This window comes from Bartonella sp. MR30HLJHH (assembly GCF_042194195.1).
Taxonomy (GTDB): Bacteria; Pseudomonadota; Alphaproteobacteria; order Rhizobiales; family Rhizobiaceae; genus Bartonella; species Bartonella grahamii.
Genome location: NZ_JBHIMO010000013.1, coordinates 1 through 11,699, shown reverse-complemented (window position 1 = coordinate 11,699; position 11,699 = coordinate 1). Strand labels below are relative to the sequence as shown.

At 37.3% G+C, this 11,699-nt stretch carries 9 protein-coding genes; 4 read left to right on the top strand and 5 right to left on the bottom strand.

The features are described from left to right. Positions 1-14: 14 nt before the first annotated feature. From trpS to ACFIKR_RS07205, 3 genes are all read left to right on the top strand, one after another. Complete coding sequence (gene trpS / locus ACFIKR_RS07215; RefSeq protein WP_375659383.1) at positions 15-1,085, top strand: tryptophan--tRNA ligase; 1,071 nt, start codon at positions 15-17, stop codon at positions 1,083-1,085. A gap of 62 nt (positions 1,086-1,147) precedes the next feature. Next, on the top strand, positions 1,148-1,639 hold the full coding sequence (locus ACFIKR_RS07210; RefSeq protein ID WP_375659382.1) for a universal stress protein: 492 nt from the start codon (positions 1,148-1,150) through the stop codon (positions 1,637-1,639). 59 nt (positions 1,640-1,698) lie between these two features. Then, positions 1,699-2,277: a NifU family protein gene (locus ACFIKR_RS07205; RefSeq protein ID WP_375659381.1), complete on the top strand. Its 579-nt coding sequence runs from the start codon at positions 1,699-1,701 to the stop codon at positions 2,275-2,277. A 449-nt stretch (positions 2,278-2,726) separates the two neighbouring features. Here the strand turns inward: ACFIKR_RS07205 and ACFIKR_RS07200 are convergent, their stop codons facing one another. Together ACFIKR_RS07200 and ACFIKR_RS07195 are read right to left on the bottom strand one after the other, a co-directional pair. Continuing rightward, a complete protein-coding gene (locus tag ACFIKR_RS07200) occupies positions 2,727-3,062 on the bottom strand; it encodes a zinc ribbon domain-containing protein YjdM (RefSeq protein WP_375659380.1) in 336 nt (111 codons plus the stop codon). A gap of 1,064 nt (positions 3,063-4,126) precedes the next feature. Continuing rightward, positions 4,127-5,755, bottom strand: coding sequence for an alpha-D-glucose phosphate-specific phosphoglucomutase (locus tag ACFIKR_RS07195; RefSeq protein ID WP_375659379.1), 1,629 nt, complete (start codon positions 5,753-5,755; stop codon positions 4,127-4,129). Between the two features lie 216 nt (positions 5,756-5,971). On the opposite strand from ACFIKR_RS07195, the gene ACFIKR_RS07190 reads away from it, so the two are divergent. Then, on the top strand, positions 5,972-6,493 hold the full coding sequence (locus tag ACFIKR_RS07190) for a peroxiredoxin (protein WP_375659378.1): 522 nt from the start codon (positions 5,972-5,974) through the stop codon (positions 6,491-6,493). A gap of 819 nt (positions 6,494-7,312) precedes the next feature. Here ACFIKR_RS07190 and ACFIKR_RS07185 read toward each other — a convergent pair. The 3 genes from ACFIKR_RS07185 to pyrF form a co-directional block, all read right to left on the bottom strand. After that, on the bottom strand, positions 7,313-7,945 hold the full coding sequence (locus tag ACFIKR_RS07185) for a replication protein (RefSeq protein WP_375659377.1): 633 nt from the start codon (positions 7,943-7,945) through the stop codon (positions 7,313-7,315). Between the two features lie 501 nt (positions 7,946-8,446). Then, positions 8,447-9,934, bottom strand: a complete 1,488-nt coding sequence (hisS, locus tag ACFIKR_RS07180) for a histidine--tRNA ligase (RefSeq protein WP_375659376.1) — start codon at positions 9,932-9,934, stop codon at positions 8,447-8,449. A gap of 531 nt (positions 9,935-10,465) precedes the next feature. Further along, positions 10,466-11,311, bottom strand: a complete 846-nt coding sequence (gene pyrF / locus ACFIKR_RS07175) for an orotidine-5'-phosphate decarboxylase (protein ID WP_375636345.1) — start codon at positions 11,309-11,311, stop codon at positions 10,466-10,468. Between the last annotated feature and the right edge of the window lie 388 nt (positions 11,312-11,699).

The following is an 11,699-nucleotide window of genomic DNA, read 5'->3' as shown; positions in this document are numbered from 1 at the left end:
GAAAGAGCACTCCTATGGATACCTTCACACCACTTGTCTTTTCCGGCGTACAACCGAGTGGTCATTTACATCTTGGCAATTATCTTGGAGCCATTCAGCGTTGGGTTGAATTGCAAAACTCTCATCACTGCCTCTACTGTGTTGTGGATATGCATGCGCTCACGGTCAACCCAGATCCCCTTACTTTACGCGAATCCACCAGAACAGTGACAGCAGCCTTTTTAGCCTGCGGTATTGATCCTCAACAACACATTATTTTTAACCAATCACGTGTTTTTCAACATGCTGAACTTGCCTGGATTTTTAATTGTGTTGCCCGTATCGGCTGGCTTCAACGCATGACACAATTTAAAGATAAAGCAGGAAAAGATCGCGAAAAAGCATCTCTAGGGCTTTTTGCCTATCCCACTTTGATGGCTGCTGATATTTTAGTCTATCGTGCAACGCATGTTCCAGTAGGCGAAGATCAAAAACAGCATGTTGAACTCACACGCGATATTGCACAAAAGTTTAACAACGACTATGCACAGCGTATTGCCGAATTAAATTTTGGTATCTCTATGCAAACGGATGAAGAAAAAAAACAAGGCTTCTTTCCCCTCCCAGAGGCGCTTATTGGAACAACAGCCACACGCGTTATGTCTTTGCGCGATGGGACGAAAAAAATGTCAAAATCAGATCCTTCAGATTTTTCACGCATTAATTTGACCGATGACGCTGATCTTATCGCAAAAAAAATACGCAAAGCCAAAACGGATTCGGCTCCTCTTCCCGATACCCTTACCGCTTTAAAAGAACGACCAGAAGTGGATAACCTGCTTGGTATTTATGCCGCCTTTGCCAAAGTTAGCAAAGAAAAGATTCTTTTAGAATTTTCTGGTCAACAATTTTCGCATTTTAAAACAGCTCTAGCTGACCTTGCTGTCCATAAGCTTGCCCCTATAACAGAAGAATTACGTCGACTGCATCAAGAAAGTAGTTATATTGACTCTGTTTTGCATGATGGCGCAGAACGTGCTAGTATGCTCGCAGAAAAAAATATGAAAAAAATTCGTGAAATTATTGGATTTTTGCATGATACATAAAAATAATAGAACTAAAAACTGTTGAGAGCAAAAAAATCGTTTGTACAAAATAGAGAAAGTGCATGATTTCCAAACCCAAAAATCCGAAAAAAGAACCCAAGAAAAAAAACTTAGTCATTATCGATGAAACACCAGAGTGTCGGCGTGCCGTTGCGTTTGCCGCACAGCATGCCCAAAATACCAATAGAACATTGGTATTACTTTGTGTCGTTGATAGCGCAGAATTTCAACATTTTCTGGGTGTAAACAACGTTATGCGCACAGAATCAACGCAAAGTGCTCATAAAATATTAGGAGACATTGCCAGTGAAGTCCGCACCACCCATGCGCTTGAAACAGAAATAGTGGTGCGTGAAGGAAAAAAAATTGATGAGATTTCCAAATTGATCGACGAAGATAAAAGGATTGCACTAATTGTTTTAGCAGCCAGTGGACATACAGAAGGACCAGGACCCCTTGTTCAATTAATCGGAAATAAAGGGACAGCTTTTTCAATCCCTGTCATTGTTATTCCTAGCAATATTGCTGATGAAGATATCAGATCTATTGCCTAAAAAATATAATATTCTACAATGTAAGATCTTCCCAATCCTTCATTATAAAAGGAGAGTTTATGTTTATTCAAACTGAAACCACCCCAAACCCTGCAACACTTAAATTCCTGCCAGGACGCGTGGTTCTTTCTGAGGGCGTATTAGAATTTCGTGACCCTGAAGAAGCAGCTAAAAACTCACCTTTGGCGGCTAAACTGTTTAATATTCCCAATATCAATGGTGTTTTTTTAGGCTATGATTTTATCACCGTAAGCAAAAAAGAAGGAGAATGGCAACATCTCAAGCCCGTCATTTTAGGCACAATCATGGAACATTTTCTATCCAATGAGCCAGTGATCACCACCAACGCTACAACACAAGCACAAACCCATGCCCTTAACGAAGAATTTTATGACGAAAAAGATGCTGATATTGTCTTAACCATTAAAGAGCTGCTTGAAACGCGTATCCGCCCAGCAGTTGCCAATGATGGTGGAGACATTACTTTTCGCGGATTTGAGAATGGTATTGTTTATCTCAATATGCGGGGTGCCTGCGCTGGATGTCCCTCTTCAACGGCAACCCTCAAACATGGTATTGAGAATCTTTTACGCCATTTTATCCCTGAAGTTTTAGGCGTTGAAGCCATGCCACAATAAATATTGACCTCAATAGATAAAATAACCACACCGATTGCCCCTCTTCAACAGCGCTCAAACACGGAGTGCAAAAATCTTACGTCATTTTATTCCTGAAATTTTAGAAGTAAGCTATACAGCCATAAAAATACAGTACTGTTAAAAAATCTGTCTAATAATGATACCTTCACTCATCTCTTACCTCCACATATGCCTTAAAAAGGTTTCAAAGCCTCTTTTAAGAAGCATAGGTTGTTTCAACAAACCAATAATGACGTCCACAGAAGTACAAGGCATGGGCATGCACTTTAAATTTATTTTGTTTCATAATCCTGTCATGTAATTTTAACCAAGAAAACACGCCCCGTTACAAAAAAAAGAAGCCATTGGAGAAAAATACACCTAATTAGCGAAGGATGTAAAAATTAAAAATCAACGAAATGCAAAAACAATTGCAAGGGGATAAATGCCTAAACTTTTTTCACAAACTCCGACTTTAAACTCATCTGACCAACCCCAGGAATTTTGCAATCAATGTTATGATCCCCATCCACCAAGCGAATATTCTTTACCTTAGTACCACCTTTTAAAACAGATGAAGCACCTTTTACTTTCAGATCTTTTATCACCATAACGGTATCTCCGTTTGTTAAAATCTGACCATTGGCATCATAAACAATATCGGAAAGAACAGTATCATCGTTTTTTTGTGGCCATTCATGTGCGCATTCAGGACACACAAAATTTTCACCATCTTCATAAGTATAAAGACAATCACAACGAGGACATTTAGGATATTGGGTCATAAATTCCCCTTTAAAAGAAAAATCATTCATCATGACTGGTCATAAAGCAAGAAGTGCTTATTGTCCATTATTTTAGAAAAACATTTTCCTTTGTTTCAACTCTCATCTGCCAACTATGTTCATGAATGCTATCATTCACATACCATACATGAGTTTACAAAAATAATTGATCATTATATCACTTAAATGAGCCCCCGCATATCATAAAATTTACTCACTTCATTCTCTCTAATAAATTAATCAAAATCATTTTCTTATACATCTCCAATGCAATTAACGAATGGATAAAAAACAATTAGAAAAGGAACCTCTCTGAATAAAACGCTCTCAAAGAGCTAAAAACTGAGAAACAAGAAAGTGATGCCCTCAACTTGACCTCTTATTTAAGTAAAGATAACAGTCACAATGTTAGAGAACAGACTGATTTATAATCATAGTTAATAGTTTTGTATATTGAATGAGAGCCGATAAATAAGCTGAGTTTCTCTCACCCCCCTTTTACATTGAATCAACCAAAGTCTTTTGCTTGCATGCTACAAGTAGGGAGAGCCATGTAAAACGATTATTCAAAATACTAAACATTTTCAAATATAAGAGCCAACATTGAAAGCGAGCAAAATGAATGATGGTACGGTCTTATTCTCTCATAAGCGTAAAATTGTGCTGCTCAATAGATGGCCGCTCATCCCTTTCAAAACAACACGCATAAGATGCGTTTTTAGTGTTTTGAGAGAGACACTTCTTTAAGACAAGCATACGAAATGTACAACAATGATAATATTTTGTTTTGCATGAGAAACATCTCCCCTATTAAACAAACATTGCTATCAAACCATCAGAAACCATTGGACATAAATTCCCCGATTATGCCGGATTATAATTACCTACAGGATTCGGTTTTAAAAAGCCCGCAGTTTTAGGAATCCGATTGATATGTAAAGGAGGAAAAAACAAAGCGAGCTTGAAAATGGAGGATCGGCCTTATGACCAATAAAATCACACCCCTAAAATCATACCTCATGTGATCAATCATCATACCTTTACAAAAAAATATTCCAATGATCTTAGGTGATAATATCAGGGCGATCTCGCCCCAATGCTTGTTGTATGTTTAACAGTTTTAGTGCCACCTGTTGCAAAGGTTGGAGAACTTCTTGCGGATTAAAATTGTGTTTGCGCGGATCACTTTCATACTGTTCAAAATAAAGTCGTAAAGTAGCACCTAGCGTCCCTGTTCCCGACAACCGGACCACCAACCGTGCTCCATTTTCGAAAAAAATACGTATACCTTGCCGCGTGCTAACACTCTGATCAACAGGATCATGATATGTAAAATCATCTGCTTTTTTGACGAAAAATCCTGCAATTTCAGTTCCTGCATGTGGTAAGTGCGTACGCAAATGTTCTATAAGTTCCAAAGCTTTATCTGCTTCGACTTCTTCATAATCATGCCGTAACGTGTAAAAACGCCCATAGATGTACCAATGCTGTTGAACAATTTGTGCAACAGTTTTTTCTGTTACCGCTAAAAGATTTAACCAAAATAAGACAGCCCATAAACCATCTTTTTCGCGGATGTGATGAGAGCCAGTTCCAAAGCTTTCTTCACCACAAAAGGTTACTTTCCCCGCATCCAAAAGGTTTCCAAAAAACTTCCATCCCGTTGGCGTTTCAAAAAAGTTTAATCCGTGTTTTTCCGCAACCAGATCAGCAGCACGCCCCGTCGGCATAGAACGCGCTATCCCCACAACACCTTTTCGATATCCTTTAATGAGGTGTGCATGTTCAGCCATAATAGCCAAAGAATCTGAAGGTGAGACAAATTGTTGACGACCAATAATGAGGTTACGATCTCCATCACCATCAGAGGCTGCACCAAGATCTGGTCCTTGCTCTGACATCAATAAATCATAAAGAGCCTTGGCATAAACCAAATTGGGATCCGGATGACCGCCTCCAAAATCTGGCAAAGGAATACCATTAACCACCGTTCCTTCAGAAAATCCTAAGCATTTTTCAAAAATTTCATGAGCATAAGGCCCTGTTACCGCATGCATAGCATCAAACCGTAAAGTAAGACCTCGAGCAACGGCCTTGGCAATACAGTCAAAATCAAAAAGCTCCTGCATCAAAGCAACATAATCAGCGACAGGATCAATAATATCAATCCGCATGGCTCCCATAAAGATCGTACCTTGCCTATCTAAATCAATATCTGGTGCTTCAAGAATTTTATAAAAGGAAAGACGTTGCGATGTTGCAAAAATAGCATCACATAAAGAATTAGGAGCGGGTCCACCATTAGAAACATTGTATTTGATACCACAATCTCCCTCTGGACCACCAGGATTATGGCTTGCAGAAAGAATAAGTCCACCATGAGCATGGGTTTTACGAATAAGATGCGAAACAGCAGGTGTAGAAAGAATACCGCCTCTTCCCATTTTAACACAAGAAACACCATGCGCCGCTGCCATCTTCAACACAATCTGAAGGAGAGTACGATTAAAAGTGCGCCCATCGCCCCCAAGAATCAACATTTTTCCTTCAAGAGGCCCAATGTTATCAAAAAGAGACTGTATAAAGTTTTCTACATAATGAGGTTGTTGAAAAACAGACACTTTTTTGCGCAAACCAGACGTTCCCGGTTTTTGCCCCTCAAAAGCCGTGGTTAAAACTATCTTTATGGTCATGTAAATACTTTCATATTCTTTCCTTTAATTTTAAGGTGAAGAGTATCCAAAGTCGACCATTAATTCTACTTGACGGGAGTGTGAAATATTTGCACACTCGTTAGAAGTAAGAATTCTTAAAGAATCCCTTTTATTTAAACCGTTCTTTCCGATATGCTTTTAAAGACAAAAGCTGTTTTAAAACGAAATTTTTGTAAAAAATATAGGAGCATCCTTATGATGAAAAAAACTGTTCCCAATGTAACATTCCATACACGTGTCCGAGATGAAGTGGGTGAAAATAATTCTTATCGGTGGCAAGAAGTTAACAGCGATGCTTACTTTAAAGGAAAGCGTGTTATTCTTTTTTCTCTTCCTGGAGCTTTTACCCCTACTTGCTCAACTTTTCAGCTGCCTGACTTTGAAAAACTCTATGATGAATTTAAACAAGCGGGTATTGATGAAATCTATTGTCTTTCCGTCAATGATGCTTTTGTCATGAATGCTTGGGGAAAAACACAAAATATCAAAAACGTGAAATTAATTCCTGATGGCTCTGGTGAATTCACACGCAAAATGGGTATGCTGGTTGCAAAAGACAATGTTGGTTTTGGCATGCGATCATGGCGCTATGCTGCCGTTATTAATGATGGTGTGGTTGAGAAATGGTTTGAAGAAGCAGGTTTTTCAGATAATTGTGCAACAGATCCTTATGAAGTTTCTTCACCACAAAATGTTTTAAAAGCTTTGAAAAGCTAATTCCGCCCCCAAATCGTCTATTTAAACAAAATTTAACGACACAAATTTCCCTAATAAAGAAAATTTGTGTCGTTTATATTTTTTGAAACATCTATTTGTCAAAGCAGACACTATAAGTTGGTTGTGCGTTTTTGGTGAGAAAATATTCCAGCAATAATTTTTTAATAGGTATTTCACGTTTTAACTGCTTTGAAAAAACTTGAAAAATTTCCAGTAAAAAATCTAAACCAATTATAGTGCTCAAAGAATAAAAAGCTAAAAACTGTTGCACGCTATCAAAAAATGGGGATGCAATTGCGAAATGCGCAAATTCATACAAAACTCTCTCAGAAACATCAAGGACTAACGTATCGATGAAATATGCACGATCAATGCTAAATTTCTCCTATTGAGAAAAACTTTGTGTCAAACAATAATTTGATTTATAACGATAATTTATAATTTTTCATGTCGAATGAGAGGCACTGAATATCATAAGATTGTTTTATTTTATCCCTTCTTATATTGAATCTCTTAAAACTATTTTCTTGCTCATTAGCACGTAAGGTTGGCATATGAATAAACGATTAAAAAGAGTAAAAGTACGTCTCGTAAACGCTCTAAAATACAAGAGCTATGAACATCATTACTGCAAGGTTCACAAAAGCATCAAGAAAGAAAATATGCCATAAAAACGGCTCTGCATAAATAACTGTTCATGAAGAATATTAAATAAAAACAGATCCCGTAAACATTCCAATTCACATACCATAAACAGACTCATTGCTGTTCTCATAGCCATTTATTCTAAGCTTTTATTTTTCTCTAAGAGAGAAACGGTTAAAGAAGGCGTTTATTTGGATATTCTACCATAAAGTGTGTTTTCATTTCTTCCTCTTCTATCTCTTCCTCTTCATCGAACTCAAAATCTTCATCACATTCAGGAAGCCCAAAAATATCTGGATTAATGAAATAACAATATTTTTTTGTCCCCTTCGCTACAATTTTATTCTTTTCTAATTCTTTGATACCTTCTTTAAAACTTTCAAAATTAAGATATTCTGGTTCTTGAATTGAAAGATCACAAATCAAAAATTCATTGAGAGTATCCTCATCTAATCTTACCTGATCAAACCATAAATCCACATCATCTTCATCTGACATTTTCCCTACTTGCCACAACATTACAAAAAATGCTTTCATACCACTAAATGATAGCCCAAAAATCATACGCCGGCTATCAGACGCTCCTGAAAACGTAATTTGCGGAAGATCTTCAAATCCGAAGTTTGAAGGAGGAAGTTTAAATGATTTTCCAATATCTTCAGGTTTTTTCAAAATAAAGGGATTTCTTTCATATAACACTGTAAAATCATATTGGGCCATTTTCATTTCTCCGTAAAAAATTGATTTGTTATAATAAATGAATAATTTCAAATGGTTGTCATTATAATCTCTTATAATGCCTCTCATATTTTCCCTTTTAAAATTGTCTGATTTAAGTTATTCATTGTTTTTGAAACTAAAAAATCTTCTAAAATAAAACTCTTGAGATCTCTTTCACCTCTCATGGATGTGAGAGTGTAGACTGTCGACAATCAAACAGTAGAAAATATGATATTAGCAAATGAGAATTCAAAAATTAAATCCATATGAATGATCAATGTTTCTATAAACTATTGGGTTTCTGTTATTGATCATTAATTTTTCTAAACAGGATTGCGTCAAGGACCTCAAATGCTTCAGTGTCCAGTATCTTGCTTCACGAAAGGTACTTACCTCGCGCGTTAAAAAGCATTCATTTCATAATGAAGATAAAGCATTTTTATCTTTAAAAAATTGCTTTTATGCCGCAGGAACTTTAAAAAATAACGCGATTTTAAGAATATCTAAACAAGTACAATAGAAATTCTGAAAATTGAAGAGGAAATGTTCGAGCTTTTCCCAACAATCGCTTTCACAAAACTTTTATCATTACCGTTTTTGGGCTGCCAAAATATCTTGTACTGTTTGAACCAATTGATCTTCATCAATCATCACTTGCGCAGGACGGCTTTCACGCCATGTTTGATTATCCTTAATTTTGTGGGACAAACGAGCCCCTTCAATCAAATCTTTAATCTGTATTTTCCCACTCTCACGTTCTTGTGAGCCTTGGATCACCACACAAGGCGCTTGACGTCGATCTGCATATTTCATCTGCGCTTTTATCCCCGATGCCCCTAAATAGAGTTCCGCACAAATTCCCGCACCACGCAATTGCATCACCATTTTTTGATAGCGAGCAACAGCTTCTGGCTCTTTATCCATCATCAACACCACAACCGGCCCTGTTGTCTCCTTCATAGGCAACTTTCCAAGATTTTGCAAAGCAGCGATCAAGCGTGAAACCCCGATTGAAAAACCTGTTGCTGGAATATTTTCACCACGAAAGCGTGCCACCAATCCATCATAGCGCCCACCACCACCAACGGAGCCAAAAACAACTTTTTGCCCATCATCATTGAGAACATCAAAAAGCAATGCCGCCTCAAAAACAGGTCCAGTATAATATTCCAATCCACGAACCACCGAAGGATCAATTTTAATGCGATTGTGATAACCATTAGCGACAAAGATTGCTTGCATTTCCTCAAGCTCGCGAACTCCTTCAAGCCCCTGAGCACTCTGACCAACGACTTGTCTGAGAGCATCAAGGATTTCTTCTGCTGTTTTTGCGTTTACAGTCAGTAAGGAAAGAATACACTCAATCTCTTTATCCTTAAGCTCGGCCCCTTTTGTAAAATCACCACTTTCATCCAAACGCCCCTTGCCTAGAAGAAAACGCACGCCTTCAGGACCAAATTTATCCAGTTTATCCATTGCTCGAAGCACAGTTAAGCGCCTTTCAATCTGCTCCCTTTCCCCTAAACCAATCAATTCTAAAACACTTTCCAGAATTTTTCGGTTATTCAAGCGAATGGCATAATCATGCTGCTGAAACCCTAACTTTTCCAAACTGTCTGCTGCCATCATACAAATTTCGGCATCCGCTGCTACCGTTGGTGTTCCAACAATATCCGCATCAAACTGCATAAATTGCCGAAAGCGCCCTGGTCCAGGTTTTTCATTGCGAAACACAAAACCAAGACGATAACTGCGATAAGGCTTTGGCAAAACTTCAAAATTCTCTGCAAAATAACGGGCAAGAGGCGCAGTAAGATCATAGCGCAAAGACATCCATTGCTCATCATCATCTTGTAGCGAAAAAACGCCCGCATTTGGACGATCTTCATCAGGCAAAAACTTACCCAGCACATCTGTATATTCAAAAATTGGTGTTTCCAGTGCTTCAAAACCGTAAAGTTCATAAACTTCACGAATTTGCGCAATCATTGTTTCAGTTGCATACAACTGTGCACTTGTACGATCCACAAAACCACGGGGTAAACGAGCTTTGTTTTTTTCTTGTTTCAATGACATGTTATTCTCTAGCAACAATATGTGTTCACGGATAACCATTATCCCATAGAAACCAACGCTGCAATGACTTTATCAATCTAGAAACTTTTAATAACATGTTAGAGTCCTTTATTTTACAAAAGCAATATCCTTATAAAGCGATATTTTAAAAGAGTTTATCCTGTAAGATGAGTCAGCGCCCTTAAACTAAAACGTCCCCAAAACGAATACACTCTCCAAACCCTCTTATGCCTCATCTTTAGCTCTGTTCAGGTATTTCTTTCATTTTCTTCCTTTATCTCGTCTTTCTTGAAGCAATTTTTCGTATATTCCCAAGATTTCTGCATTTTTTTCAAACCTTTGCTTTCCGTATTTGGTCCTCTCAATCCCAACAGAAAATAAGAAATATATGAACACTTTTTGAAAAGATCAAAAACAACTCTTAACTTTAGATAAAGAAAAACACTTCTTGAAATTCGTATCTGACTTAAAATTTGATAAACCACCTTCTTTTATAAGAGCTTTTTTTCTTTGATAACTTAGCAAAAAACTTTAAGATAGAAGCGTGTTTTTAGATTGCTCGGCAAAATCATGAATAACATTTTTTAAATCAACACTATTTCGACCAACCTCTGTAATCGATCTTGAAATGGAAGGAATAAGATTCTGCCATAGCCTTTGAGGAAACTGCTGAGTTAATTGTGTTATTGTTCCCCCTTGAGCCCCAATGCCAGGAACGAGAAATAAGTTATTTTCTAACTGTTCGATTGTATCTTTTGCTTCATTGCCCAATGTTGCTCCAATCACTGCCCCAATAGGACCAACATGATGATATTGACTTGAAGATTGGCTATTATATTCAAAAATACGCTGAGCCAAATGAACAGAAACCGTTTGATCACCAATGCGCGCATTGCGAATGTGCCTTCCCTCTGGATTCGAAGATTGAACAACCATAAAAACAGCCGTTTTTGTTTCTTCTGCAATCTTTATTAAAGGAATGAGAGCATCAAATCCTAAAAAAGGATTGACTGTTATGGCATCTGCTTTAAACGCACTACTTGAACCAAGCCAAGCTTTACCGTAAGCCTCAGCAGTAGAGCCAATATCCCCTCTTTTCGTATCAACGAGAACCAACAAACCTTGTGCCTGTGCATTTTCAATAAGTTCTTTGAGAATTTGAAGCCCTTCCACCCCATATAACTCAAAAAATGCGGCTTGAGGCTTTATCATCCCCACTTTACCCACAACCGCTGTTAAGAGGATATCACAAAAATCTTTTAGACCTTTATAATCACAGCTTAAATTCCATGATTGCAAAACTTTATGACTCGGATCAAAACCAACGCAAAGCGGTCCATATTTTTCACTATTTTTAAAAAAAGCTGAACAAAACATTTTATATCCTAACACGGTCTGTCTTTAAACTTTTTGATACAATCAAAAAGAAAAGCATTTGTCAAAAGAATACAATAGCGAAAACACAAAGAAAGAGCTCTCTATACAAAGTGTGCTTTTATTTATGAAACATAAATATATTCCCATTCGTAATACTTATCATATGTTTATCGACCAAGACATTGTCATGAGACAAAAACTCAAATTTATGAAAGAATATAAACAAAAACTCTCTATGAACGTGCTTTAAACAAAAGTTTTAAAAGAAAATGCCCCACTATGATGATCTCGAGCTTAACTTTAGATTTCTCCTATCCCTTTTTAGCGCATATCTATTCACTTTTGGAACATAATTGGCAAAAAGACATTGTATCTCCAGCATATTCAA

Bases quoted from the DNA above. Each gene is read 5' to 3' on its own strand.
- trpS (WP_375659383.1), top strand. From the start codon at position 15: ATGGATACCTTCACACCACTTGTCTTTTCCGGCGTACAACCGAGTGGT.
- ACFIKR_RS07210 (WP_375659382.1), top strand. From the start codon at position 1,148: ATGATTTCCAAACCCAAAAATCCGAAAAAAGAACCCAAGAAAAAAAAC.
- ACFIKR_RS07205 (WP_375659381.1), top strand. From the start codon at position 1,699: ATGTTTATTCAAACTGAAACCACCCCAAACCCTGCAACACTTAAATTC.
- ACFIKR_RS07200 (WP_375659380.1), bottom strand. From the start codon at position 3,062: ATGACCCAATATCCTAAATGTCCTCGTTGTGATTGTCTTTATACTTAT.
- ACFIKR_RS07195 (WP_375659379.1), bottom strand. From the start codon at position 5,755: ATGACCATAAAGATAGTTTTAACCACGGCTTTTGAGGGGCAAAAACCG.
- ACFIKR_RS07190 (WP_375659378.1), top strand. From the start codon at position 5,972: ATGATGAAAAAAACTGTTCCCAATGTAACATTCCATACACGTGTCCGA.
- ACFIKR_RS07185 (WP_375659377.1), bottom strand. From the start codon at position 7,945: ATGAGAGGCATTATAAGAGATTATAATGACAACCATTTGAAATTATTC.
- hisS (WP_375659376.1), bottom strand. From the start codon at position 9,934: ATGTCATTGAAACAAGAAAAAAACAAAGCTCGTTTACCCCGTGGTTTT.
- pyrF (WP_375636345.1), bottom strand. From the start codon at position 11,311: ATGTTTTGTTCAGCTTTTTTTAAAAATAGTGAAAAATATGGACCGCTT.